Consider the following 25,952-nt stretch of genomic DNA (forward strand, 5'->3'; position numbering starts at 1 on the left):
CGCGGTGTTTGCCGGGGCACACGCCGGGCCCGCCCCGGGGCGCGCGCGTGGGCTCTACGGGGGGCCGGGGCGCGGGGCGCGCCCCGGATGCCGGGCCGGCGGGGGGGGGGGGCCCCCCCCGCGCCCCGTCCGGTCAGCGGCCCAGCAGCACTCTGCGGGTGGCGCGGGCCAGCCGGGCCCCCGGGCGACGGGACAGCGGGGCCGGCCCCGAACGCTCCAGCCACCACTCGCGCAGCAGCCGCGTCTCCGCGCTCTCCGGGAGCCCCGCGAGCAGCAGGTGCTCGGCGAAGTCCAGGGCGTCGCGCCGGTACCCGCCGCTCATCGGATGGCCCTGCGCGTAGGCCAGGAATGCCGGGCGGTACACCTCCGCGAGGATCTCCGGCAGTTCGGGGGCGACCTTGGCGACCACGTCCGCCCGCTTGGCGGCCAGGGCGCGCGCCTGCACCCCGAGCCGCACCCGGTCGAACCCCTCGGGCGCGGGGGTACCGGCGACGAGCGCCGACAGCAGGGCAGCCTGTGCGAGCGCCAGCCGCTGCCGGGCGGCGTCCTCGGCCCCGGACGCCGGTTCCGCCCGGACCGCGGCACCGGGTTCCGGGCGTCCGGCGGCCCCGGCGTCCGGCTCCACGCCGGTACCGGTGATCGCCTTCGGCGCGGTCGGTGCGTACGTCACGCCTCCTCGCGTGCCCGCTCCGATCGTGGCGCGCGCCTGTGCCCTGGTCACCGTGCGCCGGATCGCCGTCAGTTCCCGCTCCAGTTCGGCGGGCTCGGGGAAGTTCTCGTCCCTTTCGAGGAGGACCCCGGGCGGCGCGACCCGGGACGCGAGGTCGGCGAGGATGCCGAGGACGGGCTCGGGGACGGGGTGGGCGTGGCTGTCGTGCCACACGCCGTCGCGTTCGAAGCCCCCGGCGACATGGACGTAGGCGATGGCCTCGACGGGGAGTTCGTCGAGCGCCTTGGAAGGGTCCTCACCGCGGTTGACGTGGTTGGTGTGCAGGTTGGCGACGTCGATGAGCAGCCGGACCCCGGTGCGGTCGGCCAGGTCGTAGAGGAACTGCCCCTCGGTCATCTCCTCGCCGGGCCAGGCGATCAGCGCGGCGATGTTCTCCACGGCGAGCGGTACGGGCAGCGCGGCCTGCGCGGCACGGACGTTCGCGCACAGGACGTCGAGCGCGTCCCGGGTCCGCGGGACCGGCAGCAGGTGTCCGGCCTCCAGGAGCGGCGAGGCGGTGAGCGGTCCGCCCGCCCGGACGAACGCGATGTGCTCCGTGACGAGCGGCGAACCCAGTGCCTCGACCCGCTCTGCGAGCGCCGTGAGCCGGGACCCGTCGGGACGGTCGGCGCCGCCGAGGCCCAGCGAGACGCCGTGCGGCACCACCGTGACACCCCGCTCGCGCAGCCGCAGCAGCGACTCTGGAACGTGGCCCGGGCACACGTTCTCCGCCACGGCCTCGACCCAGTCGATGCCGGGCATGCGCTCCACGGCCTCGGCGATCTCCGGCCGCCATCCGATTCCCGTCCCCAGCCGCCTCAGCTGCTGCATGTCCCCTCCTCCGTCACGGTGCCCGTCCGGCCTGCCTGTGTGTCGTCTCCTCACGACGGCCCGCCCCCCCGGTGTGACCGTGTCATGGCCCAGACGGCGAGCGCCGAACCCACCGGAGCTGACCTTCAGAGCAACATTTGAGGTTCGGGGTCCGCGGGCGGAGCGGGCGAACCCGCCGGCGGAGCACGTCGTCCGGGTCCGAGGCGGACAGCGGACCCCAGCGGTCACCCTGCCGGCGGTGAGGTTCGCCCGGCCGGTGTCCGCGCGGTCGGCGTACGCCCACACGGGGAAGGTGAGCGCTCCGAGGGTGGCGACGAGCGCCGCGACGACGAGGGCGCCGCCGTTGAGACGCCGCAAGTTGCCTCCTGGCGCAGGCCAACTGGGCGTTGTAAGCCGGTTCTTGGTTTGTGCTTGGTGATAGGCGGGGGAGAGCTTTGCCGTTCAGGTGCCTCCGTGGCGGAATGTTCCGGGTCTCGGCACGGTGCGGCTCAGCGTGCGGGATGCTGGAGGGCGAGGTCGGGAGCGGGTTGTCCACGTCATCCTTCGTCCGGGGACTGGTAACGCCAACTTCCGTTTATCTACTATGTATTGACCGTCGGGCCAGACCTTGGCGCGGCACTGATCTGGGGGAATGATGCAGCCTGACCAGCAGCTGTCCACGGCGATCGATGCCACCGTGCCCACGGCCGCGCGCATGTACGACCACTATCTCGGCGGCAAGGACAACTACGCCGCGGACCGGGCGGCGTGCGAGGAGCTGGACAAGGTCGTACCCAGCACACGCGCGCTGGCGCTGAACAACCGGCGCTTCCTGCAGCGGGTGGTGAAGACCCTCGCCGACGGGTACGGGATCCGGCAGTTCCTGGACCACGGATCCGGCCTGCCCACGCAGGACAACGTGCATCAGGTCGCCCAGCAGATCGACGAGGCGTCCCGCGTGGTGTACGTCGACAGCGACCCGATGGTCCTCGTGCACGGCCGGGCCCTGCTGGACCAGAACGACCGCACCGCCGTCATCCACGCCGACCTGCGCGAGACCGAGCAGATCTTCTCGCACCCCGACACCCAGCGGCTGATCGACTTCTCGCAGCCGGTCGCCGTGCTGTTCAACTCGGTGTTCCACTGCATCCCGGACAGCGACACGGACGGGCCCCTCGCCGTGATCGCCCGTGTCGCCGAGCGGCTCGCCCCCGGCAGCTTCATGGTGATGTGCCAGCTGGTCAGCGAGGACCCCGAGGTCCGTACGTTCGTCACCGGCTTCATGGACACCGCGACGCAGGGCCACTGGGGCCGGGTGCGCCAGGAGAAGGACGTCGCCGAGTACTTCGACGGGATGGAGATCCTGGAACCCGGGCTCGTCGAGGTGTCCACCTGGCGTCCTGACACCGACGTGGTGCCACGTCAACTCACTCAGGAATGGATCGAGTTCGGCGGAGTCGGCCGCATCGTGTGACCCGGAGGCGATGCTTCGGCCGGCCGCGCCGAAGCATCGCACCGCCGAACCCGCCCGACAGCCGGGGCCCCCGCCGTCGAGTCAGCCCGACACGCTGTAGCGCCGCTCCATCGTGTCGCGCAGCATCGCCAGGGACTCGCGCGGGTTGAGGGCCTCGTCGGCGAGCCGGTCGAGCACCACGCGGTACTCCTCCGTCTCGTCGCGGTCCTCCAGGAAGTTGGCGCTCCTGATGTGCTCCAGGTAGACCACGTCGGGCAGTTCGACACCGCCGAAGCGCAGATAGGTGACGGGGATGGCCGGCGCCGACGCGTTCGTCACGTCCAACGGCACCACCTGCACGATCACATGGGGGCGCTCGGCCATCTCGATGAGGTGCTCCAGCTGCCGCCGCATCACCTCGGGACTGCCGAGGACCCGCAGCAGCACGGACTCGTCGACGACCGCCCACAGATGCGGTGCGTCCACCCGGTCCAGGAGCTCCCGCCGGCGCATGCGCAGCTCCACCCGGCGCTCGACCTCACCGGCCGTCGCCGTCGGCAGACCGCGCTGCACGACCGCCCGTGTGTAGTCCGGGGTCTGCAACAGCCCTGGCACGTACTGGATCTCGAAGGTGCGGATGGTGGTGGCCGCCTCCTGGAGCCCGACCAGCCGGTCGAACCACTCGGGCATCAGCCGCTTGTCGTAGCGCTGCCACCAGCCCGGCTCACCGGCGCGCCGGAGGAGCCGGAGCAGGACGGACACCTCGTAGTCGTCGGTCCCGTACAGGTCGAGGAGGGCCCGGACATCGGCCTCCGTCGGGGGCTTGCGGCCCTTGCCCGCCTCTATCCGCGACAGCTTCGCGGGGCTGAACCCGAGGGCCCGCGCCGCCTGTTCCTGGGAGAGGCCGGCGTCCTCGCGGGCACCCGCCAGCTGAACGCCGACCAGCATCTTCAGCAGAGTGGGCGCGGGCTCCTGCCGACTCAGATACGGTTCGAGGCGGGAGACGCGGGGTGACTCGACAGACATCCTGGCTCCCAGTCGACCGGCAGAAGACAGCCCAAATTATCGCACCGAGTCGGTCTTCGCCGCATGCGTCGACAGAAGTGGAAAATCACTCCTCCGCTTCGCCGGGACCGGGATCCGGGCTGCGTGACGCGGGAGACCGTTCACAGGAGGTGGTCGAACTCGCCACCCTTCGCACCGGCCAGGAAAGCGGCCACCTCCGCCGTGGTGTAGACGAGGGCCGGACCCTCGGGGTCACGGGAGTTGCGCACCGCGATTCCCCCTTCGCCCAGGCCGGCCACCTCGACGCAGTTCCCCTCGGCGTTGCTGTGGCTGCTCTTGATCCAGTGAGCGGCCAGCGAACTCGCCCGCACTCCGTTAGACACCGATCGCAACACGCACTCTCCTTGCTGACGTTCCATCACGTGGATACCGCCCACCCCGTCCCGGAATCGGACGGACACCACGTGGCTTGATCTTCTCCCTCCACCCTCGTGCAATTTCTCGTGCAATTGCACGAAGGTGGTGTCAGGTGGATACTAGCGGCGGCGCCAACGGCGTTGCCAGCGCCAGGTACTGACGTTGTTTCAGGAAGCGCCCTCGGGGCGGGACCGGGGCCGGGACGTCGACCGGCTCGCACCACCTGACACTGTCCGACGCCTTCGGAGGGAGCGGAAATGGCAACACCACTCGACAACCTGGAACACGTGTCGTGGGAGGACATCAAGGACTCCAGCGGCTCCGCTCAGGCCATCCCGTTCCTGCTCAGCGCCATCGCCTGGGGTGACGAACCGACGGCCCGGGCGGCACTCCACGATCTGCGGGAACGAATCTGCCAGTACGGATTCGTGGTCGAACAGGCCACCGCCGCGACGGTCCCCTTCCTGTGGGAACTCGTCGAACTCCCGCAGGTCACCTGCCGCGTGCAGATCGTCCAGCTCCTCAAGGACATCGCCGACGCCCGCCAGTGGGAGCGCACGGCCCGCGCCTACCCCAAGCTGCTCAACCGCCGTGAGAACTACGTGGGTTGGGAGCGCGAGGCCCGCCAGGCCGTCCGCGCCCGCCGTGGCGCCCTGCAGCACCTGCTCGACGAGCCGGACACCGAACTCGTCCGGGTCACCGCCGAACTCGTCTCAGCGCTGGCCGACTGACACGGTCTGCCGCCGTACTCCGGCGCCTCCACCCCGCCCGCCGCGATCGCGGAGCGGCCGGCGCCGTCGGAAGGGTGTCAGACGGCCGGGCTCGGCGACGCCAGGGTCCGCCGGACCGCGTCGCGCAGCCAGTGATGGCCGCCGTCGGCCGCGTGACGGGGATGCCACGCCATGCCGATGGCCAGTGGTGGCAGGGGCAGCGGGATCTCCAGAAGCCGAAGGCCGAGCACGGTGGCCGCGTCCGTGAGCGAGGACGCCGCGGCGCCCGGCGGCGCGGTGGGGATGAGACACACCATGTCGCTCCCGGCGGCGAGCGTCATCGCGGCCAGATGCCCGGGCAGGACGACAGTCACCCTCCGACGCAGGTTCCGCTCGGCCAGAGCACTGTCCAGCGGGCCGGTGAACCGGCCCCGACGGCTCACCACCACATGCTCGGCGGCGGCCAGGCGTTCCGGCGTCAGGGGCCCTTCGGCAAGGGGATGTTCCGGCCGTACGGCGGCCATCATCCGCAGGGTGACCAGTTCCTCGACCCGGGTCTCCGGGTCGACGTGGTCGATGGAGCCGACCTCCAGGTCGATCCGGCCGTCACGGAGCGCCGGGCCGGCCTCCAACTCCTCGGCCCGGAACCGCAGGGAGACCCCGGGTGCCTCCTGGCGGGCCAGCCGCAGCAGGCCGGGAGCGAGGGCTGCGCCGACCAGGTCCGCCGCCTGAAGGGTGAACGTGCCGCGCAGGGCGGCCAGATCGACGCCCGCGCCGGGGGAGAGCAGCGCCCCGACACGGCGCACCACCGTGGACGCCTCCTCCCGGAGGGACTGGGCGCGGGGCGTCGGGACCATGCCCTGCCCGGCCCGGACCAGCAGCGGGTCCTGGAGGACACGGCGGAGGCGGGCGAGCGTCCGGCTCATGGCCGCGGGAGACGTGTGCAGTCGCGCGGCGGCGCGGGTGACGCTCTGCTCGGTCAGCAGGGCGTCCAGCGCGACCGCGAGATTCGCGTCGATGACCGGCTCTGGTGTGCTGCTCATGTGGGTTGTTCCATTCCAGGCAATGATCCCTTGCTGAAGTTCCCATTGTGGCAACACTGAGGGGCTCCGCAGGATGAGGGACGTACCGATCCGGCACGACCCGCGAGGTTTTCATGATCGTCATCACTGCCCCCACCGGGAACATCGGCCGCCACCTGCTGCCCCTGCTCCTGGAGTCCGCCCCCGGCCGCGGCGAGGAACTGCGCGTGATCGTGCGCGACCCCGCCCGGCTTCCCGACACGGTGCGCGAGCGCGTCGAGGTGGTCACCGGATCGCACGGTGACGCCGACGTCGTCGACCGGGCCTTCGAGGGCGCCGACGCCGTGTTCTGGCTCGTCCCGCCGGACGCCTCCCGTACCCCCGAGGAGGCCTACAGCGGCTTCAGCGGCCCTGCCGCCAAGGCCCTCGCGGCGCACGGCGTCGGTCACGTCGTCGGCGTCTCCGCGCTCGGCCGCGGCACGGCGGTCGCCGGACGCGCGGGGCTGGTCACCGCCTCCCTCGTCCTGGACGACCTCATCACCGGCACCGGCGTGGCCTACCGGGCGCTGGCCAACCCGTCCTTCTTCGAGAACCTGCTGGAGGAGGCCGACTCCCTCCGCGACAGAGGCGTCTTCACCGACGCCGTGGCCGCCGACCGCAGGGCCCCGCTCGTGGCCGTCGCCGACATCGCGGCCGTCGCCGCCGGCCTGCTGCTGGACCGCTCGTGGACCGGCAGCGACAGCGTTCCGCTACTCGGACCCGAGGACCTGTCGCCCGACGACCTGGCCCGCATCATGACCGAGCAGCTCGGCCGCCCCGTCCGCTACGAGCGGCAGCCCCTCGACGAGCTGTACACCACCCTCGTCGGCCACGGGCTCGACGACGCCTTCGTCCAGGGCATCGCCGACATGAAGCGCGCCAAGGACGAGGGTCTCGACGCAGGGGTCGTCCGCACCCCGGAGACCGCGACCCCCACCACCTTCGAGCAGTGGTGTGCCCGGACCCTCAAGCCGGCCGTGCTCGCCCGGTGACGAACCACCCCGCCATGGACCGCGCGAGGTCCGACACACCGCAACAGCCCGTCACTTCGGAGGCGCCCGTCATGACCAACCCCGGAGCCGCACCGCCGGTCACCGCGTTCATGCTCATCAAGACCAGGCCCGAATGGCTCGCCATGACCCCGCAGGAACGCATGAACGCGTTCACCGGCCAGGTCGTCCCCGCCATCGAGGCCAGGACGAGCGGCGTCCGGTCACGCTTCTACGACACGGAGTTCTACTCCACCCGCGTCACCGACGTGTGGGTCTGGGAGGCCGACGACCACGACGCCTACCAGCGCCTCGTCGACGCGCTGCGCGAAACCCCGTTCTGGGACCACTACTTCGAGATCGTCGACCTCTTGGTCGGCACCGAGAACGGCTACGCCCGCACCTACGGCTTCGACCCCGTCGCCACCGTCACCACCTGACCGGCCGTCCGATCGCGCCGACGTCCCTCCGGTTCCCCCGAACCCGAGGCCGTCGGCGCGCGGCGTACCCGCAGGCCCGGCCGGGGCCGTCGTCAGTGCTTGAGCGACCTGACGCGGTCCACGCCCTCGACGGCGACGGTCTCCCCGGGCGCGATCTCCGTGAAGCCCGCGTCGCGCACCAACGGGCCGCCCGACAGCACGAGTTCATCCCAGTGGTCCCGCTGCGCGGTGCGCACAGTGAGGGGGAAGCCCGCATCCCGCCAGGCCGCCTTCTCCTCGTCCGACAGCTCCCACCAGGTCAGTTGAGCGCCATGGCCCGTCTGCGCCATCGTCTTCCCGGCCGACATGTCGAGCCCCGGATTGAGCCACAGCACGGGCGCGTCCTGATCGGCCTCTCCCGGCGGCTCCGGATCGTCGAGGTCCGTCCCGGAGACCTGGAGACGGGCCAGGTCCTTGGGCCAGCCGTCCAACGGCACCGGCGGGAAGACCCGCACCTCGGCGGACCCGCCGGTCACCGTGATGCCGGGCAGCGCCTCGGCCCGCCGCCACTCGGCCCCCCGCGCCCGCCGGACGACCTTGCGGATCCGGGCGTCCTGCCAGTCCCGCATCGCCTGCGCCCACTCCCCGTCGCCGAGCGACCGTTCGTCGCTCAGGATCGTCAGGACCGCCCGGGCCGACGTCTCCAGCGCGTCGGTGCGCGCGGGCGGAGCCGCCTTCTCGATGTGCACGACCAGCGGCAGCACGAACTGCGGTGCCTCGTCGCGCGCGGTGGGCTCGGAACGGAAGGGGCTGTCGTCGGCGGGGGTCGGCTCGCTGGTCACGTGCCCCAGTCTGCCAGGCGCAAGATCGGTCCCGAGCGGACGGTTCACACGGGGCCCCGGCCCCGTCCGGCCGCTGCTTCACCGAGCTGCCGTTCCCCGTGGAAGAGGTCGCTCCCGAGAACGGCCGCGTCCCGTGCCGGTCAGCCCGAACAGGCGCTGCGCTGGGCTTCCTGCCACTCGCAGACGGGGCACAGCGTGACGCCTCTGCGCGACTCCGGGTACTCGGTGGGCTTGCGGCACAGCACGCACTCCGCGAACGGCGGACCCTGGTCGCCCGCCGTCCCGAGGTCGCGGTACTCCCCGCCCGTCCCGTCCGCGCCGGTGGCGCGGTAGTCGTCGCTCATGTCACCAGCGTACGGACGAGGGGCAAGCGGACGGGCGGGGAGGCCGGGACGGTCAGTGCCGCCCGGCGGAGGCGCCGATCAGCTGCGACACCTTCACGAACCGGAAGCCCTTCCTGCGCAGCTCGGGCACGATCGTCCGCAGCGCGCGCTCGGTGACCGGAGCCGCGCTCCTTGTGCAGTGCATGACGACCACGGAGCCGGGTCGCACACCGTCGAGGACCTGCCGCGCCACGGCGTCCGCGTCCGTCGCGAACGCGTCACCACTCACCACGTCCCACTGCACGGCGGTGACGCCGACCGAGCTGAGCGTCCGCAGCGACCGCTGGTCGTAGCACCCGCCGGGGAAGCGGAAGTACGGCATCGCGTCCCGGACACCGGCCCGCTTGAAGGCGGCGTACGCGCGCTCCACATCGCCCCGCATCCTGTCCTCGGACACGGTCGGCAGCCCGTAGCAGTCGTCCGTGAAGGCGTAGTGGCTGTACGAGTGGTTGGCGATCTCGAACCGCGGGTCCCGCCCGATGTCCCGGGCCTCCCGCGGGTACTCGTCGGCCCACCGGCCCGTCATGAACACGGTCGCGGGGACCTTGAACGCCCGCAGGGTCGCGATCAGCTTCGGGTTGTCGAAGTGCTCCCCGGCCGCGGCCCGGGGCCCCTGATCGGCGGTCATGTCGGCGTCGAACGTCAGCGCCACGGTCTTGTCCCGCGAACGCGGCCCGTTCTTGAAGACAGGAGTCAGGCCGGCCGGCCCCGGCGCGAGCGTGGGCGGGCGCGGGGGCGCGGCGCTGGTGGCGGGCGCGTGGTGCCCCTGGCGGGCGACGGGCGGGGCGGCCGGGCCGCCGCACGCGGTGAGTGCGGCGCCGAGGACTCCGAGGGCACAGGTCAGGGCGAAACTCCGTACGGAAAGGATCACCGCATGAAGATATGAAATGAAATGTGACTAATCGTCCATGGCGGGGGTGTGGCGCCCGCATGCGGGCGCCACGTCACCCGGCTGGGGCCGTGCCCGGGCCGGTGTCGCCGGTGAGCAGCTGCCTCCGGCACTCCTCCACGTCGAAGTCCGCCTTCGGGTACTGCGGGTCGAGTGCCTCCAGGTGTTCCTGCAGGAGCCTGCCGATCGCCCAGTTGCGGTACCACTTGCGGTCGGCGGGGACGAGGAACCAGGGCGCGCCCGGGGTGGAGCAGCGGTCGAGGGCGATCTCGTAGGCCTTCTGGTACGCGGGCCACGCGGCGCGCTCGGTGATGTCGCCCGGGTTGAACTTCCAGTACTTCTCGGGGTTGTCGAGGCGGGCGAGGAGGCGGCGGCGCTGCTGCTCGTACGAGACGTGCAGAAAGCACTTCACGACGGTGATCCCCTCGTCGGCGAGGGACTCCTCGAAGCGGTTGATCTCGCCGTAGCGGCGGGCGATCTCCTTGCGCGGGGCCAGCTCGCGCACGCGGCCGATCAGCACGTCCTCGTAGTGCGAGCGGTCGAAGATGCCGATCTCGCCGGGCTCGGGCAGCGCCCGCCTGATCCGCCAGAGGAAGGAGTGCTTGCGTTCCTCCGGCGTGGGGGCCTTGAACGCCCGGATGCGGCAGCCCGAAGGGTTCAGCTGGCCGATCACATGCTTGACGACGCCGCCCTTGCCGCTGGTGTCCATGCCTTGGAGGATCAGCAGGATCCGCCGCTGGTCGCCGGCCGTGCTCGCCGCCCACAGGCGTTCCTGGAGGTCGGCGAGGTGTTCGCCCATCCGGGCGGCGGCGGCCAGTCCGGAGGCCTTGTCGTGCGGTCCGCCGAGGGTGGCCTCGGCGTCGTACGCGGAGAGGTCCACGCCGTGACCGCCGGGCACGCGCAGCAGCTCCCGCAGCCGCGCGGGGGGCCTGGCGTCGTCCTGATCGCCGCCCTTCCCGTGGTGCTTGCCGCTGTGCTTCTTGTCGTGCTTCCCGCCGTGCTTCTTGCCCACCGCGCGCCCCTTCCGGCCGTGTTCCTCGATGGTGCGCCGGGTGTCCGGGGTCCGCTACCCGTTCGGTGTGCTCGGGGCGGCCCGGTCACCGCGTGCCCGCAGCGGGTGCCCCGAGCCGGTGGGGGTCAGTCCAGCGGCTTCTCCCTGAGTTCATCCGGAGCTTTTGGCTCCCGGGACTCCGGCAGCCTTCCGGGCGCGTCCAGGTCCCCGAAGGCACCCGGTATGCCGAGCCCGTCCGTGTCGCCGAAGGCGTCCGGAACGCCGAGGCACTCCGGCAGCCTGGCGGCCCCGTTCGCCGGGGCGGGCGGCTCGGTGCCCTCGGTGACCTGCTGCTCGTCCGGCGGGGGCGGTGTCTCCGGCGGCCGCTGGGCCCGCGGCTCCGGAGCGACCGGGGCCTGCCCGGACTGGGCGCGTTCCAGGAAGCGGAGCAGTTCGACGGGGAAGGGCAGGACGAGGGTGGAGTTCTTCTCCGCGGCGACGGCCACCACGGTCTGGAGCAGCCTCAGTTGGAGGGCGGCGGGCTGTTCCGACATCACCTCGGCGGCCTGCGCGAGTTTCTTCGAGGCCTGCAGCTCGGCGTCGGCGTTGATGATCCGGGCCCGCCGCTCACGGTCGGCCTCGGCCTGGCGGGCCATGGACCGCTTCATCGTCTCGGGCAGGGACACGTCCTTGATCTCGACGCGGTCGATCTGCACGCCCCAGCCGATCGCCGGGCTGTCGATCATCAACTCCAGTCCCTGGTTGAGCTTTTCGCGGTTGGACAGCAGATCGTCCAGGTCGCTCTTGCCGATGATCGAGCGCAGGGACGTCTGCGCCATCTGCGAGACCGCGAAGCGGTAGTCCTCGACCTGGATGAGCGCGTCGGCGGCGTTCACGACCTTGAAGTAGACGACCGCGTCGACGCGGACCGTGACGTTGTCGCGGGTGATGCCCTCCTGGGCCGGGATGGGCAGGGTCACGATCTGGATGTTGACCTTGCGGAGCCGGTCCACGAACGGAACGATCATGGTGAACCCGGGTGGGCGGACCTCGCCCGCGAGCCGGCCGAGACGCAGGATGACTCCGCGCTCGTACTGCTTGACGACCCGGGCGCCGGCCGCGACGTAGACCAGTCCGGCAGAGCCTGCCACCGCGATCGCCGCGATGATTGCCTCGACCATGACGACCCCCTTTCGAGTCGTCCGCTGTGGGCGACCCTCTTCCGGGCCGTCCGACATGCCTGACACGTCCAGGTTACGTCGCCCGGTCGGTGTCCCAGCGGGCCGCTCGGCAGGCCCCTGGCGGGCCGGGGCGGCGGGATCGGCCGGGCCCGCCGCGTGGCGGGCCCGGCCGGAGGGTCACATGTCCGGAGTGACCCTCACCGGCTCGGTCCCGGGGGCGCTGTGCCGCGTCGACCAGGTCTCCAGCGCGGACCGGCACGCGTGGTCGAGGTGGTGCAGACCGGAGAGGTTCAGCTCGACGGGACGGTCCTGCGGCAGCGACTCCAGGCTGTCGAGGATTCTGGGCAACCGCAGGAAGGTGGCGTTGCCCGAGAGGTACACCTGGACGGGACCGGCGCCCTTGTCTATGACGTCGAGCCGCACGTGGGAGGCCTCCCACGCCGTCTTAGCCACCGCCAGCGCGAGCCCGATCAGCACACCTTCGAACATGTTGACGGCGAGGATCGACGCGGCGGTGACGACGAGGATCAGCGCCTCGCCCCGGTGCTCGCGCCACAGCGACGCGATCTCCCGCAGCGGGATCAGCTTCCAGCCCGCGTGCACCAGCACGCCGGCGAGGGCGGGCAGCGGGATGGCACCGAGCGCGGCCGGCAGCAGCGCCGCGAACAGCAGGAGCCAGACGCCGTGCAGCACCCGGGACGCCTTCGTGCGGGCGCCCGCCCGGACGTTCGCCGCGCTGCGGACGATCACGGCGGTCATCGGGAGTGCCCCGAGGAGACCGCAGACCGTGTTGCCCGCGCCCTGCGCCATCAGTTCCTTGTCGTACGCGGTCCGCGGGCCGTCGTGCATCCGGTCCACGGCCGCCGCGCTGAAGAGCGACTCGGCCGAGGCGATCAGGGTGAACGCCAGGATCGTGCCGAGCAGCCCGGCGGCCGCCGGTCCGCCGAAGGCGTCGAGGGACGGCGGCTGGACCGAGCCCAGCAGCCCCCGGACCTGGACCGTGGCGACGGGCAGGCCGAGAACCGGCACGGCCAGGGTGGCGAGGAGGACGGCTCCCAGTGCCGCCGGAACCGCCCGCACCCGCCGCGGCAGCCGCGGCCACAGGACGAGAACGGCGACGGTGGCGACGCCGAGGCCGAGCGAGGCCGACGCGTCCGGGTCCCCGACGGCGCCGGCGAGGGCCCGCGGCAGCCCCGCGAGCTTGTCGACGCCGGACACCGGCGCTTTCAGCCCCGCCATCGCGTAGAGCTGGCCCGCGATCAGGACGAGCCCGATGCCGGCCAGCATCCCCTCGACGACCGAGAGGGAGATCGCCCGGAACCAGCGCCCCAGTTTCAGTGCGCCCATGAGGAGTTGGAGCAGTCCGGTCGCGAGCACGATCACGCCGAGGGCCGGGAGGCCGTACTCCCGCACGGCCTCGAAGACCAGCACGGTCAGTCCCGCGGCGGGGCCCGACACCTGGAGGCTGCTGCCGCGCATCAGGCCGGTGACGACACCGCCCACGATGCCGGTGACCAGGCCGAGTTCGGCCGGCACGCCGGAGGCGACCGCGACCCCGACGCACAGCGGCAGGGCGACCAGGAACACGACGACGGAGGCGGCGAGGTCCTGCCACAGGTGAGGGAACCTCGCCGGGAGGTTCCAGAGGCCGGACCCGCGGGCGGGGCCCTCGGTGCCGTGGGGGGTGGTCATCGCGCGCCTCACAGCGCCGCGAAGGTGTCGGCGTCCGGGCGGTGTTCGAGCACCGCACCGGTGTGAACCTCGTGGTACCAGCCGTGCGGCCTGAGCCGGCGGCCCGTCAGGGCCCCGCGCACGCAGGGGTACGAGCGGAGCCGGAGCAGTTGCGTGCGCACGTGTTCGCGAACGGCCTCGGCGACGGCCGGGTCGTCGTCCGGCGCGTCCGGCGCGTCCGCCGGCGGCTCGGCCTGGGTCGGCCGGTCACGGAGGGCCGGGACGGCGCTGAGGTCCTCGCCGCGCACCTGGGCGCCGACGGCGCAGCGGTGCGCGTGGCCGCAGACAACGATCTCGCGGACACCGGGCACGTCCACCGCGTACTCGACGGTCGCCGCCTCGGAGGTGGGACGGCCCGGGGTGCAGGGCGGGACGATGCTGTCCGCGGTGCGCAGTTCGAAGTGCCGGCCCGGGCCGGCACCGGTGATCAGGGCAGGGACGACCCGTGAGTCGGAGCAGGTGACGAACAGCACCTGCGGGGACCGGCCTCGGGCGAGTGGGGGGAAGTCCTCGGGTCGCCGGCCGACGGAGCGGGCATGGTCGATGAATGGCTGCATGGCGGATCCTCCTGGCGCGCCATCAGGGCGCGTCGGCTTGCGGAGCGGAGTGTGGGGGGAGGTGCCCCGCTCAGCAGCGGAAGATCTGAAGTCCCGCGGGGGAGTGCGCGGTCGAGGTTCTGGACGTGCCCGGGTGTGCGGCACGGAGCGGTGCCGGCCGGCAGTCGGCGGCGGGGTCGCACGCCTGCGGAGCGAGGACCGGCGGCCCGGCGTCCGGGTCTTCGTCGTGGACGCGCCGCCGGGTTCCCTGGGCCGGTGCCACCTTGTGGGGGTGTTCCGCCTCGGCGCAGGCGACGACCTCACCCCGGTGCGCGGACGCGGACGACTCGGCGGGGGCGAGGGGTTGCAGGCCCAGCAGGACGGCGGCGAGCACCACGAACAGGGTCCGGGCCGTCGTACCTCGGAACATGCGCCCCCTCCCGGCTGCTCACCCACGGCAACGGTCAGCGTCGCTCCGTAGCGTAACCGCCGGAGTTGTCCGCAGGGTCAACCGCGCGTTTCGCCCGTGAAGAGCGCCCGAAAGGGGGCGGACGGTTGGCGCGAACCCGCTCCCCGCCGGACGACGCTCAGCCCTTCGGCCCCTCCACGAGGCCCTTCGCGTCGCGGGCCAGTGCCGTGAGCCGGGAGATCGCCCGGAAGTACTTCTTGCGGTAGCCGCCGTTCAGCATCTCCTCGCTGAACAGCCGGTCGAAGGGCTCTCCGGAGGCGAGGACGGGGATCTCGCGGTCGTACAGCCGGTCCGCGAGCACGACGAGCCGCAGCGCCGTCGACTGGTCGGGAACGGGCCGGACGTCGGTGAGGCAGACCGCCCCGATCCCGTCGGTCAGGGCGCCGTACCGGCTGGGGTGCACGCGAGCGAGGTGCTCCAGCAGGTGCGGGAAGTCGTCCAGGGACGCGCCCTCGGTGGCGTACGCGGCCCGGGTGACCTGCTCCTCGGAGAACGGCGACGGCGCCTCGGGCAGTCCGCGGTGCCGGTAGTCCTCGCCGTCGATGCGCAGCGGCCGGAAGTGCGCGGACAGGCCCTGGATCTCCCGCAGGAAGTCGGCCGAGGCGAAGCGGCCCTCACCGAGCTTGCCCGGAAGGGTGTTCGACGTGGCGGCGAGCGCGACGCCGGCGTCGACCAGCTTGCCGAGCAGGGTCGAGACGAGGACGGTGTCGCCCGGGTCGTCGAGCTCGAACTCGTCGATGCACAGGAGGCGGTGCCCGGAGAGGGTCTGCACGGTCTTCTGGAAGCCGAGCGCGCCCACCAGGTTCGTCAGCTCCACGAAGGTGCCGAACGCCTTGAGCGCGGGCTCCGCCGGGGTCGCGTGCCACACGGAGGCGAGCAGGTGGGTCTTGCCGACGCCGTACCCGCCGTCGAGGTAGACGCCCCGCGGGCCGGCCGGGGCCTTCGGGGCCTTGCCGAACCCGAAGAGCTTCCGCCGGGGCGCACCCACGGCGTGTGCTCCGCCGAGCCCGGCGGCGAAGGCTTCGAGGACGCCCACCGCCTCGGTCTGGCTGGGCTGGTTCGGGTCCGGGATGTACGTGGCGAAGCGGACCGAGTCGAAGCGCGGCGGCGGCACCATCTCGGCGACGAGCCGGTCGGCGGCCACGTGCGGCTCGCGGGCGCACAGGGACAGGGGGGCCGCTTCGGTTATCGGGTCTATCCCGGAGGCGGTGGTGGAGGACGACACGGTCACCCACTCTATGCGCCGTGCCACACTGCACGTCATGCGACGCCTGTTCCCTGTGACGTACGAAACAGCAGCCCAGGCCTCCGCCGGGGCTCCCGAGACGGATGTGACGGAGCGCGAGTGGGAGCTCGGGGAACTGGCCGAGGCCTACGCCTACCCCGAGACCGGCGGACCCTGGCTGCGGGCCAACATGGTGTCCACGCTGGACGGCGCCGCCCAGCACGACGGGCGTTCGCAGCCCATCTCCAGCCCCACCGACATGCGGGTCTTCGGCGTTCTCAGGGGTCTCGCGGACGTCGTGCTCGCCGGTGCGGAAACGGTACGCCAGGAGGGTTACCGGCCGGCCCCCGCGCGGGAGGCCTTCGCGGCCCTCCGGGAGGCCGCGGGGCAGGCCCCGGCCCCGGCCATCGCGGTGGTCACCGCGGGTCTCGACCTGGACTTCTCGCTGCCGCTCTACACCTCGCCCCTGGTGCCCACGCTTATCCTCACCGGCGCGGCGGCCCCCGCGGACCGGATCGCGGCGGCCGAGAGGGCGGGCGCCCGCGTGGTGATCGCCGGGGACGGTGCGGGGGTCGACCCGGCCCGTGCCGTACGGGCTCTCGGCGACCTCGGCCACACCCGGCTGCTGACGGAGGGCGGACCGCGTCTGCTGGGCCAGCTGATCGCGGCCGACGTGCTCGACGAGATGTGTCTGACGCTGTCCCCGATGCTCGCCGCGGGAGACTCCCAGCGGATCGCGGGAGGGGCCCCGGTGCCGCTGCCGCGCCGGTTCGAACTGGTGTCGCTGCTGGAAGAGGCCGGGTTTCTGTACAGCCGATACGGTCGCTCCTGACATGTAATCGGAGTGCCACGTTCCGTTTGTTGTGCGCCGGGCACACTAAATCGCGCAAGCCCCGTGCGGTTGCGGGGCAGGATGGTTTTTGCAGGGGGCCGGGACGGCCCACGGACGAGAAGGGCGCCTGTCGTGTTCACAAGCGTATTGATGATCGAGAAGGCCCTGACGTCTGCCGACGTGGAGTTCGTCACCACCTTGCACGGTGACGAGACGGTCACGTTCCACGTACTGCTCCAGCCCCGGGGCGATCAGGCGGACCGGCTGCTGCGAGCCATCGACGACGTCGCGCTGGGCGAGATCGACGAGGCGGCGCGCGAGGGCGAGACCCCGGAGGGCGACGCCGCCGCGAGCCAGGGCGAGCGGGCACTGGAGGTGTCGCTGATCGCCCTGCGGGCGTCCGGCAGCGAGGCCGAGGGACGGCTCATCGAGGATCACCCGCTCGACGCGCTGAAGGGCCTCGTCGACGAGGTCAAGGCCGACGAGGTCATCGTGCTGACCGACCCGCACTACGTGGAGGAGTTCTTCCACCGCGACTGGGCCTCCAAGGCCCGCCACAAGGTGGGCGTACCGGTGCTGAAGCTGTTCTCGCACAGCAAGGCGTGAGGCGCGCGCACCGAACTGAACAGCGGGGGTGCGGCTCCGGTGCCCTTGTGGGGCGGTGCCGGCCGCACCCCATAGGCTGGGGGCGCGTTCTCCGCGGAGGACGCGCCCACCTTCGTACCGGATCTTGGGGAGAAACACGCATGGCACCCGGCCTTCCTACCGCGATGGACCGACCGCACTTCATCGGCATCGGCGGCGCCGGGATGTCGGGTATCGCGAAGATCCTCGCGCAGCGCGGGGCCCAGGTGGCGGGCAGTGACGCGAAGGACTCCGCCACCGCTGAGGCGCTGCGCGCGCTCGGTGTCACGGTCCACATCGGGCACGCGGCCGACCACCTCGCCCCCGACGCCAGCTGTGTCGTGGTCTCCTCCGCGATCCGCGCCGACAACCCGGAGCTGGCCCGCGCCGCCGAGCTGGGCATCCCGGTGGTCCACCGTTCGGACGCCCTCGCCCGCCTGATGGACGGCCTGCGGCCGATCGCGGTCGCCGGCACCCACGGCAAGACGACCACCACGTCGATGCTCGCGGTCTCGCTCTCCTCCCTCGGCCTCTCCCCGTCGTACGCCATCGGCGGCGACCTCGACGCCCCCGGCTCGAACGCCCTGCACGGCGACGGCGAGATCTTCGTCGCCGAGGCCGACGAGTCCGACCGCAGCTTCCACAAGTACGCCCCCGAGGTCGCGATCGTCCTCAACGTCGAGCTCGACCACCACGCCAACTACGCCTCCATGGACGAGATCTACGAGTCCTTCCAGACCTTCGTGGACCGGGTCACCGAGGGCGGCACGCTGGTGATCTCCGCCGACCACGAGGGCGCCCGCGAGCTGACCCGCCGCGTGTCGGCGTGCGACGTGAACGTGGTGACGTACGGCGACGCCGCCGACGCGGACGTCCGGGTCCTGTCCGTCGTGCCGAGCGGCCTCACCAGCGAGGTGACCGTCCTGCTGGACGGCGCCGAGCTGACCTTCGCGGTCTCCGTCCCCGGCCGGCACTACGCGCACAACGCGGTGGCGGCGCTGGCCGCCGGTGTCGCCCTCGGGATCCCGGCGGCCGAGCTGGCCCCCGCGCTCGCCTCCTACACCGGCGTGAAGCGCCGCCTCCAACTCAAGGGCGAGGCGGCCGGAGTCCAGGTCGTCGACTCCTACGCGCACCACCCGACCGAGATGACGGCCGACCTGGAGGCCATGCGCGCCGGCACCTCCGGCCGCATCCTCGTCGTCTTCCAGCCGCACCTCTTCTCCCGCACCCAGGAGCTGGGCAAGGAGATGGGCGAGTCCCTGGCCCTGGCGGACGCCTCGGTGGTCCTCGACATCTACCCGGCCCGCGAGGACCCGATCCCGGGTGTCACCAGCGAGCTGATCCTCCGGGCCGCGCGCGCCGCGGGCGCGGACGTGACGCCGGTCCACGACAAGGCGGACGTTCCGTCCGTCGTCGCGGGAATGGCGAAGGCCGGTGATCTCGTTCTCACCATGGGCGCGGGTGACGTGACGGATCTCGGACCGGAGATCCTCGCCCGTCTGTCCGAGTAACAGAGGGCTCCCAGCGAGCCTCCCGGAATGTGAGGGGTTGAGCTTCATGTCGTACGACATCGAAAAGCCGGACGAAGAGTGGCGCGCGGAGCTGACCCCGGCCGAATACGCGGTACTGCGCCAGGCCGGCACCGAGCCCGCGTTCAAGGGTGAGTACACCGACACCAAGACGAAGGGTGTCTACTCCTGTCGCGCCTGCGGCGCGGAGCTGTTCACCTCGACGGAGAAGTTCGAGTCGCACTGCGGCTGGCCGTCCTTCTACGACCCGAAGGACACGGACGCCGTCGAGCTGATCGAGGACCGTTCCCACGGCATGGCGCGCACCGAGGTCCGCTGCGCCCGCTGCGGATCGCACCTCGGTCACGTCTTCGAGGGCGAGGGGTACGCGACCCCGACGGACCAGCGGTACTGCATCAACAGCATCTCGTTGCGGCTGGCGTCCGAAGAGAGCTGAGTTCCACCCCGGGGGCGGCGCCGCCCCCGGGAGGGCACCCGGGGCGGGTCGCGTGGCGCGCCCCGGGAGCCGGTCAGGTCAGCTGTGGCCGAGCGGGACCGGGGCCGGCGGGACCGGGTGTGCCGCGGCCTGGAGCGTGGTGACGCGTCGGATCACCTGGATGACGAGGATTCCGGCGGCGACCATGAGGACCTCTTCCAGCACGAGGAGGGGCAGCGACGTGGGGGCCTTCATCTGGCCGACCGTGCCGAGCAGCGCGTGGGCGACCCACACACCCCACCAGACGTTCACCAGCATCTCGTCCCGTCCTGTTCTCCCTCCGGCGCTCGCCCGCAGGATGTCGAGCACGAACCGGCGCGGCAGCACCAGGTTGACGAACGGCACGAACCAGGAGACGACGGGCCAGGCGCCGGACGCGAGGCCGGCGTTGCCGCTGATGACCTGCGCGTTGCGTCGGCTGCGGGTGAACCACACCAGGAAGAGGACCACCGTCACCGTCGTCAGGTAGACGAACACCATCGACGTGGTCCCCGAGGTGTGCTGGTTGGCCGCGGTGGGATGCACGGCCCGAGCCCTGACCGCCGTCGCACGGAACACGTCCGCGACGGCGGCGACGGCTATCGCCCCCTGGGCGCAACGGGCGAGGATCCAGGGTGCTTTGACGGTGGGACCGGTCACGTGGCCGACCTGCTTCTCTTGGGCGGCACGCGCCGCGACGGGCGCCGCGGGGAGAGCGGCGGATCGGATCATATGGCCGGACCTCGCCGTCACAGAACCTTGCGGTGGACCAGGGCGGACAGCACGAGCGTGCCGGGGAGCAGCGGCACCCAGACCGTCAGTACGCGATAGCCGATCACGGTGGCCGTCGACAGGCTCACCGGGGCGCCCAGAGCGGCCATGGTGAACACCAGGGCCGCGTCCATGGGGCCGATACCGCCGGGCGCGGGTACGGCACCGGCGGCGGTACTGGCGACCAGGAGCGCGAACATCATCTGTGCCCACGACAGCGGCAGTCCGAGCGAGAACCCGACCGACGCGATCACGCTCCCCTGGAGCAGGACGGCCGCGGCGGACCCGCCCCAGAGGGCGAGGACCCGGCTCGGCCGGGTGTGCAGGATCCGTATGTCGGTCAGCGCGGTGCGCAGGAAGTCGAGGACCGGACGGCGCAGCGGGCGGACGATCGCCGGCAGGGCGAGGACGGCGGCGAGCCCGAGCGCCACGCCGCCCACGGCCGGCAGCAGCGTCCAGCGGTCCGGGGCGAGCCGGCCGAGCCGGAGGGTGTCCTCGGAGGTCACCAGGAAGACGATCAGGATCGGCATCTTGGCCAGTGGCTTGACCAGCGAGTAGAGGGCGACCGAGGCGGTGGCGCGGGGCAGCGGGATGCCCTGTCGCCGCAGGAAGCGCAGGGTGACGGCGTGGGCGCCGATGCCGGCCGGCAGGACGTGGTTGGCGGCACCGGCGGCGAACTGCGACGCCAGCAGCAGCCCGGGCGGCAGCCGCTCCGGAAGGGCGCCCTGCCGTACGCACGCCGCGGCCGCCCAGCCGAGGGCGGTGAAGAAGGCCCCGGCCAGCAGCCACCAGGGGTCGGCGGCACCCAGCCGGACGGCTCCGTCCAGCAGGGCCCGCCGGTCCAGTACGGCCCACCCCCCGATCAGCAGGAGCGGCAGCAGGACCATCGTGAGACGGGTGAGGCGTGCGAGAGGGGTGAGGCGGTCGGCGGTGGGGGCGCCGACCGGCGCGGGGACTTCGGCGGGCACCGCGGCCGGGGTGGAGACGGGGGCTGCGGGGGCCGCGGGGAGGCTTTCGAGCGGAAGCAGGGACACGGCGCACGTCGTCCTTCCGCGTCACGCCCGCATGCGGACGGACGGATCCAAGGCGATGCAACGGGGACAGGAGAAACGTTCCCGTGCGGGGTGGCGTCCATGTGTCCGGTAGAGGAAGGGGGGCGAGCTTGTGGGCGACACGGGAGGGGGCGGGGGCGGTCGCCCGGCCGGCGTGACGTGGGGGTGGCGCCGTGCCGTGGAGGCGTTCCTAGGCGGGCGCGGAGGACGGGGACTCTTCCGTCGGGGTGGCGTGGAGGCCGTGGAGCACCTCCAACTCGCCTGCTGTCAGGGGCGGTTCGGTCAGTTGGGGCAGCCGTGGCCCGGTGAGCGTGGCCAGTACCGTGCCGGGGCGCAGCAGGCGGGTGGGGCCCGCCTTGAGGCCGGTCACGTCCCACAGTGCGGTGGCGGCTGTCAGTGAGCCGGTCGCGGCGCGGGTGAGGCGACGTGTGTACTGGGCGGCGACGCGGTCGGCCGCTGTCCGCCGTCCGCCCCGGACGTCGGGATAGAGCACGTCCTGGCCGACGGCGATGTTCCACGCCGTCTCCACGTGCCGGGCGACGGAGCGCTGGACCCGATGGGCGAGGCCGGTGGCCGCCAGATCGGCGTTTTCGAGCCGGTGTCCGAGTTCCCGGGCACCGAGCGCGGCGACCGACATGCCCTGGCCGTAGGCGGGGTTGAAGGTGGCGAGTGCGTCGCCGAGGACGACGAGCCCGTCCGGCCAGTCCCGGAGCTTCTCCAGGTAGCGGCGGGAGTTGCTGGTGCTGCGGCTGAGGAAGACCTCGGTGAGAGGCTCGGCCCCGGAGATGAGCTGCCCGACGACGGGGTGGGGGAGATCGAGCGTGTACGTGAGGAAGCCGTCCGGGTCGGCGGGCGGTTCACCGCCTCTGGAGCCGGCGAGGCTGACCATCCAGCGGCCGCCCTCGATGGGGACGATCACGGCGCTGCGGCCCGGCCGGGACACGTACGGGTCGGCCTGCACCATCGTCAGCGGGAAGTCCTCGGCGCCGGGCGGGGTGCGGTAGATGCGGGTGGCGTTGACCAGGCCGGAGTCGACGTTCTTCTCCTCGACGCCGGTGATGCCCAGCTCTGTCAGCCAGTTGACGATGCGTGAGCCCCTGCCCGTGGCCTCGACGACGATGTCCGCGTGGAGGTCCGTGGTCTCCTCGTCGGAGATGACGCGGACACCCTGCACGCGCCGGGCGCTGCCGATGAGTCCGGCGGCCTGCGCCGTGCGGATCTCGATGTTGCCGCAGCCTTCGACGACGGCGGAGCGGACGGTCCAGTCGAGCAGGGCCCGTGTGCACGTGATCATGGTGTGGTGGGTTCGGTGCCACCGACGCAGCCAGCCCTCCGAACTCAGGACCACCATGCCGGAGCTGAGCGATATCTCGCGGGCGCCCGAGGCCAGGAGCCGCTCCTTGACGCCGGCCGAGGGGATCAGGTCTTCCATGGCTTCCAGCCCGCCCGCCATGAGGAGATGGGCGTGGCGTCCCTGGGGGAGTCCCCTGCGGTGGTCCGGCCCCTCGGTGGGCAGGTCGTCACGGTCGAGCACGACGACCTCGTCGACGTGCGGAGACATCGCCGCCGCGGCCAGCACACCGCCCAGTCCCGCGCCGATGATGACAGCTCTACTCATGATGCTCCTTGGAATTCACTCACGGGATGCGGCCACCGAACCCTGCCGGGCCGCGGCGACGACGGGGGACTGCCCGAGTTCCTGGGCGAGTTCGACGAGTCCTCGGGTGCCGAGGCCGTCGAGGGTGCGCAGGCGGCAGCCGCGGGAGGCTCCGAGCGGTGCGCCGTCGGGGGAGTCCACGTGGCGTGCGGCGTCGGCGAGCATGGCGGCCTCCGCTATCACGCGTGCCTGACGGGGTGTCTTGCCTTCGTGGAGCGCGGTCTCCAGGGAGATCCGGCGAACGTGGTCGTCGAAGTGGGGGGTCAGGGCGAGGAGCGCGTCATGGATGGACACCTCCAGCCGCTGGAGCCGCGCATGGGGCAGTTCCCACCAGGAGGGATCCGGCTTCGGCGTGGTCGCGGCCCACCGTACTTCCAGCCACAGCGGGGTCAGCCTGCGATAGTCGTTCAGGCTGCGCCAGTTGGTGATCGCGGGAGGGAGGAGCCGGGGGAGCATGAACCCCGCGGAGCAGAACAGCGCGCCGAGGGACACGACGGGCGGGGCGAGCGTGGTGGAGAGGAAGTCGAGGTCGTGGCCGAGCCAGCGCGCGACGACAGCAGTGATCTTCGCCAGTTCGAAGCCCACGAGGTCGAAGACCAGGCCGACGACGATGAGCCGCAGCCCTGTCCGCAGGGGCCCCGTCACCTCGCGCATCCACCGGAGGCAGACGACGCCCATGACCAGGGTGCAGGCGCCGTGGCCGACCAGGTAGAGCACGATCATCTCGCGCATGTACGGCGTGTTCGCGTAGTAGGTGTCGAGGTCCCGCAGCCTCTCCGTGTCGGCGTCCGCCAGCGTGAACAGCACGATGATCGCGACGATCAGCAGGCCGTAGACGACGGTGCCTACCAGGGTCATCCGCCGGAGCAGCGCGGGCGGGCCGCCCCTCCACTGGACGAGCAGGACGACCCAGCTGCAGCTGTACGCGGAGATCATGCTGTAGGTGAGCGGGGCACCGAAGTTGGGTACACCGGTCAGTCGGTTCACCCCCGCCAGGGTGATCGGGGCGGAGCAGGTGAAGCACACCGCACCGATCGCGACCACGGCGCAGGTGGAGGCCGTCAGCGGATTGCGGAGCGCCGAGCGCGGCCGGCGGAACAGCAGGACGCAGGTGAGAGCGAGGAGGGCCGCCGCGAGGTACACGACCAGGCTCATGCGTGACGACTCCGTTCAGCGTCCAGGGTGCTGGAGGGCGTCGCCGGTACGGGTGACGTGGCGGCGGCGCGGCGCCCCGTGGGGGCGCTCCGCCGCGGACGGGCGCCTGCGGTGGAACCCGACGGAACCAGGGCCTCGGCGATACGGACGAGCGCGGCGGCGTCGGGTGCCTCGGCCACCGGACTGCCGCCGTCGGGAGCGACGGGCGGCCGTCCGTCGCGTACGTTTCGCATGACCGCGGTGACCGCCGCCGCCCACCCGGCGGCCTGCGCCTGCTCCCGGTCCCCGGTGGCCCTCATCGCCCGGGCGTGGGCCTGCTCGAACACGTCGCGGTCGAACAGCGCGTCGAGGTAGCTCAGCGCGTTGTGGATGCTGGTCTGACGCCAGATCAGCAATGCCGCGGGGGAGAACGGCCAGGGCCGTGGCAGGCGGAGACTCCGCCCGGCCAGGACCGCTTCGAGCTCGTGCTCCAACGGCGCGAGGCGCCGGTAGGTCCGCCACGGCAGCAGCCATGTCATCAGGCTGGGCCCGGCCCACGGGACCAGAATGCCGGCGACCGTCAGGAGGGCGCCGAGGCCCGCGAAACCGGGGGCGAACGCCGTTCCGAGCGACGACCAGTCGGCCCCGCACCACCGTGCGACGACGGCCGTCAGTTTGCACACGCTGTAGCCCGCGCCGACCACGGTGCCCGTTCCCAGGGTGAGCAGTCCGGCCCGGAGCCAGCCGCGCACCTCCCGGGCCCAGCGCAGCGACCACGACGCCGTCGTCACCACGGCGGCCAGGTGGGCCACGAGGTACAGGACGATCGCCTCGGCGACGAACGGTGTCTTCGCGTAGTACGTGTCGAAGTCGGTGCGGCGCTCCGACGGTGTGTCCCCGAGGGCGAACAGAACCGCGATGCCGACGAGCACGGTGCCGTAACCGGCCATCAGGTACCGGGCGATCCGGCGGACACCGGGTCCGCCTTTCCAGTAGACGATCAGGACCAGCGAGGTCGCGCTGTAGGCGGTTATGGAGGCGTAGGTCAGGGGAGCCGCGAGGTTCGGAACGCCGGTGACGCGGTTGATGGCGCCGACGGTCGGGGGTGAGCCGAAGACGAAGCAGAGGCCGGCCAGCGCCATGACCGCGCAGATCACGCGCAGGATGGGATCGCCCCAGTGGCGCACGAGATCGGGGGCCTTGATCGTCAGTCCGAGCCAGAGCACCCCACAGCTCGCGTAGTTGATCAGGCCGCTCATCGCCGGGTCCCGCGGTAGTTGAGGGCGGCCCCGATCCTGCCGGCGAGATCGTCCGAGCCGTCCGGTCCGGCGCCGAGGACCGAGTTCTCCGTCGCCTCCAGGAGTGCTCTGAGTCGACGGCCGACCAACATGCCGAACCGGTCGGCCTCTTGCTCGGCCGCCAGGACGAAGTCGGTCCGAGCGGCGGCCGGTCGGACTCCGTCACCGGTGGCCGGCCGGTGCGGAGGCGCAGCGTCCCCCTGCTTCATGTGCCACACCTCGTGGGCGAGGATCACGATCTGGTGCCAGCCGATGGCGCGCTCTTCGATGATGACGTCGTCGTAGGTGTCGCGTTCGAGCCAGAGCCCGGTCGCGGTGTGCGGGGGGAAGGGAGCCCGGTGGACGAGGACCGGGCGGCCGCGCCACTGGTTGACCGACGCGACCAGCCCGCCGAACACGTCCTCGGGGTCCGCGGGAAGCTTCACCCGGATGGGATCGATGAGCGTGTCGGCGAACTTACGCATCTCCCTGCTCTTGCGCACCATTCTCCCCGTGGTCGCTTCAGATTCCGGGCTGCGTCAGGCGCCGGCCCAAGCAGCCACGGACAGTGCCGATTTGGTTGTGCTCGCAATCATCCAAGCCGACCGCGGACTCAGTCAGCCGCATCCCCCTGATCCGGCAGATGCTGCGGGAGGTGCGAACACGGCATGCCGGACAGAAGCCCGATTCCGAAGCCCGGTGCCCCGCCCTCGCCCCGCGCCGCGTTCGTCCCCTCGGCGGACCGCCGCGCCATCCGTTGCGGGCCGTGTCCGAGTGCCCGTCAGGTTATCGCGGCCGTCAA

27 protein-coding genes are annotated in these 25,952 nt (G+C 72.1%); 8 read left to right on the plus strand and 19 right to left on the minus strand.

Annotation, left to right across the window (positions count from 1 at the left end; genetic code table 11):
- Positions 1 to 133: 133 nt before the first annotated feature.
- Positions 134 to 1,540: a DUF692 domain-containing protein gene (locus tag ACIRQH_RS31920; protein WP_388871646.1), complete on the minus strand. Its 1,407-nt coding sequence runs from the start codon at positions 1,538 to 1,540 to the stop codon at positions 134 to 136.
- 634 nt (positions 1,541 to 2,174) lie between these two features.
- On the opposite strand from ACIRQH_RS31920, the gene ACIRQH_RS31925 reads away from it, so the two are divergent.
- Positions 2,175 to 2,993: an SAM-dependent methyltransferase gene (locus ACIRQH_RS31925; protein WP_404228422.1), complete on the plus strand. Its 819-nt coding sequence runs from the start codon at positions 2,175 to 2,177 to the stop codon at positions 2,991 to 2,993.
- An 81-nt stretch (positions 2,994 to 3,074) separates the two neighbouring features.
- Here the strand turns inward: ACIRQH_RS31925 and ACIRQH_RS31930 are convergent, their stop codons facing one another.
- Together ACIRQH_RS31930 and ACIRQH_RS31935 are read right to left on the minus strand one after the other, a co-directional pair.
- Positions 3,075 to 3,998 (minus strand): helix-turn-helix transcriptional regulator, encoded by a 924-nt coding sequence (locus tag ACIRQH_RS31930; RefSeq protein WP_358818411.1) that lies wholly within the window; start codon positions 3,996 to 3,998, stop codon positions 3,075 to 3,077.
- Between the two features lie 140 nt (positions 3,999 to 4,138).
- Complete coding sequence (locus tag ACIRQH_RS31935; protein ID WP_388871643.1) at positions 4,139 to 4,369, minus strand: DUF397 domain-containing protein; 231 nt, start codon at positions 4,367 to 4,369, stop codon at positions 4,139 to 4,141.
- A gap of 282 nt (positions 4,370 to 4,651) precedes the next feature.
- Between ACIRQH_RS31935 and ACIRQH_RS31940 the strand changes: the two genes are divergently transcribed.
- A complete protein-coding gene (locus ACIRQH_RS31940) occupies positions 4,652 to 5,125 on the plus strand; it encodes a hypothetical protein (RefSeq protein ID WP_358818409.1) in 474 nt (157 codons plus the stop codon).
- A 77-nt stretch (positions 5,126 to 5,202) separates the two neighbouring features.
- Here ACIRQH_RS31940 and ACIRQH_RS31945 read toward each other — a convergent pair whose 3' ends face one another.
- The gene (locus ACIRQH_RS31945) at positions 5,203 to 6,147 is read right to left on the minus strand and encodes a LysR family transcriptional regulator (RefSeq protein ID WP_404228134.1); all 945 of its coding nucleotides are present in this window, start codon (positions 6,145 to 6,147) and stop codon (positions 5,203 to 5,205) included.
- A 113-nt stretch (positions 6,148 to 6,260) separates the two neighbouring features.
- Here ACIRQH_RS31945 and ACIRQH_RS31950 point away from each other — a divergent pair, with 113 nt between their 5' ends.
- Together ACIRQH_RS31950 and ACIRQH_RS31955 are read left to right on the plus strand one after the other, a co-directional pair.
- Positions 6,261 to 7,157, plus strand: coding sequence for an NAD(P)H-binding protein (locus tag ACIRQH_RS31950; protein ID WP_388871637.1), 897 nt, complete (start codon positions 6,261 to 6,263; stop codon positions 7,155 to 7,157).
- Positions 7,158 to 7,228: 71 nt separating this feature from the next.
- Positions 7,229 to 7,594 carry a darcynin family protein gene (locus tag ACIRQH_RS31955; protein WP_358818406.1) on the plus strand — a complete coding sequence of 122 codons (366 nt, stop codon included), beginning with the start codon at positions 7,229 to 7,231 and terminating at the stop codon, positions 7,592 to 7,594.
- 92 nt (positions 7,595 to 7,686) lie between these two features.
- Here ACIRQH_RS31955 and ACIRQH_RS31960 read toward each other — a convergent pair whose 3' ends face one another.
- The 9 genes from ACIRQH_RS31960 to zapE all read right to left on the minus strand — a co-directional run bounded on the left by ACIRQH_RS31960 (position 7,687) and on the right by zapE (position 15,820).
- A complete protein-coding gene (locus ACIRQH_RS31960) occupies positions 7,687 to 8,415 on the minus strand; it encodes a peptidyl-tRNA hydrolase (protein WP_388871634.1) in 729 nt (242 codons plus the stop codon).
- 140 nt (positions 8,416 to 8,555) lie between these two features.
- The gene (locus ACIRQH_RS31965; protein ID WP_358818404.1) at positions 8,556 to 8,759 is read right to left on the minus strand and encodes a hypothetical protein; all 204 of its coding nucleotides are present in this window, start codon (positions 8,757 to 8,759) and stop codon (positions 8,556 to 8,558) included.
- A gap of 52 nt (positions 8,760 to 8,811) precedes the next feature.
- Positions 8,812 to 9,669, minus strand: coding sequence for a polysaccharide deacetylase family protein (locus tag ACIRQH_RS31970; protein WP_404228138.1), 858 nt, complete (start codon positions 9,667 to 9,669; stop codon positions 8,812 to 8,814).
- A 73-nt stretch (positions 9,670 to 9,742) separates the two neighbouring features.
- Complete coding sequence (locus tag ACIRQH_RS31975; RefSeq protein WP_388871628.1) at positions 9,743 to 10,699, minus strand: PPK2 family polyphosphate kinase; 957 nt, start codon at positions 10,697 to 10,699, stop codon at positions 9,743 to 9,745.
- Positions 10,700 to 10,824: 125 nt separating this feature from the next.
- Positions 10,825 to 11,859 (minus strand): slipin family protein, encoded by a 1,035-nt coding sequence (locus tag ACIRQH_RS31980; protein WP_404228141.1) that lies wholly within the window; start codon positions 11,857 to 11,859, stop codon positions 10,825 to 10,827.
- A 177-nt stretch (positions 11,860 to 12,036) separates the two neighbouring features.
- On the minus strand, positions 12,037 to 13,551 hold the full coding sequence (locus tag ACIRQH_RS31985) for a SulP family inorganic anion transporter (protein WP_404228143.1): 1,515 nt from the start codon (positions 13,549 to 13,551) through the stop codon (positions 12,037 to 12,039).
- An 8-nt stretch (positions 13,552 to 13,559) separates the two neighbouring features.
- Positions 13,560 to 14,147: a carbonic anhydrase gene (locus ACIRQH_RS31990; RefSeq protein WP_404228145.1), complete on the minus strand. Its 588-nt coding sequence runs from the start codon at positions 14,145 to 14,147 to the stop codon at positions 13,560 to 13,562.
- A gap of 70 nt (positions 14,148 to 14,217) precedes the next feature.
- Positions 14,218 to 14,556 (minus strand): hypothetical protein, encoded by a 339-nt coding sequence (locus ACIRQH_RS31995; RefSeq protein WP_358818290.1) that lies wholly within the window; start codon positions 14,554 to 14,556, stop codon positions 14,218 to 14,220.
- A gap of 157 nt (positions 14,557 to 14,713) precedes the next feature.
- On the minus strand, positions 14,714 to 15,820 hold the full coding sequence (gene zapE / locus ACIRQH_RS32000) for a cell division protein ZapE (protein WP_358818289.1): 1,107 nt from the start codon (positions 15,818 to 15,820) through the stop codon (positions 14,714 to 14,716).
- A 37-nt stretch (positions 15,821 to 15,857) separates the two neighbouring features.
- Here zapE and ACIRQH_RS32005 point away from each other — a divergent pair, with 37 nt between their 5' ends.
- The 4 genes from ACIRQH_RS32005 to msrB all read left to right on the plus strand — a co-directional run bounded on the left by ACIRQH_RS32005 (position 15,858) and on the right by msrB (position 19,241).
- Positions 15,858 to 16,652, plus strand: coding sequence for a pyrimidine reductase family protein (locus ACIRQH_RS32005; protein WP_404228149.1), 795 nt, complete (start codon positions 15,858 to 15,860; stop codon positions 16,650 to 16,652).
- A gap of 132 nt (positions 16,653 to 16,784) precedes the next feature.
- On the plus strand, positions 16,785 to 17,258 hold the full coding sequence (locus tag ACIRQH_RS32010; protein ID WP_358818287.1) for an indole-3-glycerol phosphate synthase: 474 nt from the start codon (positions 16,785 to 16,787) through the stop codon (positions 17,256 to 17,258).
- Between the two features lie 140 nt (positions 17,259 to 17,398).
- Positions 17,399 to 18,787, plus strand: coding sequence for a UDP-N-acetylmuramate--L-alanine ligase (gene murC / locus ACIRQH_RS32015; protein WP_388871614.1), 1,389 nt, complete (start codon positions 17,399 to 17,401; stop codon positions 18,785 to 18,787).
- 46 nt (positions 18,788 to 18,833) lie between these two features.
- Positions 18,834 to 19,241 (plus strand): peptide-methionine (R)-S-oxide reductase MsrB, encoded by a 408-nt coding sequence (gene msrB, locus ACIRQH_RS32020; RefSeq protein WP_358818285.1) that lies wholly within the window; start codon positions 18,834 to 18,836, stop codon positions 19,239 to 19,241.
- Between the two features lie 78 nt (positions 19,242 to 19,319).
- Here msrB and ACIRQH_RS32025 read toward each other — a convergent pair whose 3' ends face one another.
- The 6 genes from ACIRQH_RS32025 to ACIRQH_RS32050 all read right to left on the minus strand — a co-directional run bounded on the left by ACIRQH_RS32025 (position 19,320) and on the right by ACIRQH_RS32050 (position 25,635).
- On the minus strand, positions 19,320 to 19,991 hold the full coding sequence (locus tag ACIRQH_RS32025; protein WP_388871611.1) for a DUF4328 domain-containing protein: 672 nt from the start codon (positions 19,989 to 19,991) through the stop codon (positions 19,320 to 19,322).
- A 17-nt stretch (positions 19,992 to 20,008) separates the two neighbouring features.
- Positions 20,009 to 21,064: a YbhN family protein gene (locus tag ACIRQH_RS32030; protein WP_404228154.1), complete on the minus strand. Its 1,056-nt coding sequence runs from the start codon at positions 21,062 to 21,064 to the stop codon at positions 20,009 to 20,011.
- A gap of 208 nt (positions 21,065 to 21,272) precedes the next feature.
- Complete coding sequence (locus tag ACIRQH_RS32035; RefSeq protein WP_404228157.1) at positions 21,273 to 22,700, minus strand: FAD-dependent oxidoreductase; 1,428 nt, start codon at positions 22,698 to 22,700, stop codon at positions 21,273 to 21,275.
- Between the two features lie 15 nt (positions 22,701 to 22,715).
- Positions 22,716 to 23,894: an MAB_1171c family putative transporter gene (locus ACIRQH_RS32040; RefSeq protein WP_388871602.1), complete on the minus strand. Its 1,179-nt coding sequence runs from the start codon at positions 23,892 to 23,894 to the stop codon at positions 22,716 to 22,718.
- The gene (locus tag ACIRQH_RS32045) at positions 23,891 to 25,132 is read right to left on the minus strand and encodes an MAB_1171c family putative transporter (RefSeq protein WP_404228160.1); all 1,242 of its coding nucleotides are present in this window, start codon (positions 25,130 to 25,132) and stop codon (positions 23,891 to 23,893) included. The genes ACIRQH_RS32040 and ACIRQH_RS32045 overlap by 4 nt, the downstream gene beginning before the upstream one ends.
- Positions 25,129 to 25,635, minus strand: coding sequence for a toxin (locus tag ACIRQH_RS32050; RefSeq protein WP_358818280.1), 507 nt, complete (start codon positions 25,633 to 25,635; stop codon positions 25,129 to 25,131). Before ACIRQH_RS32050 ends, ACIRQH_RS32045 begins: the two co-directional genes overlap by 4 nt.
- Positions 25,636 to 25,952: the final 317 nt, after the last annotated feature.

Origin of the sequence: Streptomyces sp. NPDC102279 (assembly GCF_044766365.1) — a bacterium.
In the GTDB taxonomy this organism is placed as follows: domain Bacteria; phylum Actinomycetota; class Actinomycetes; order Streptomycetales; family Streptomycetaceae; genus Streptomyces.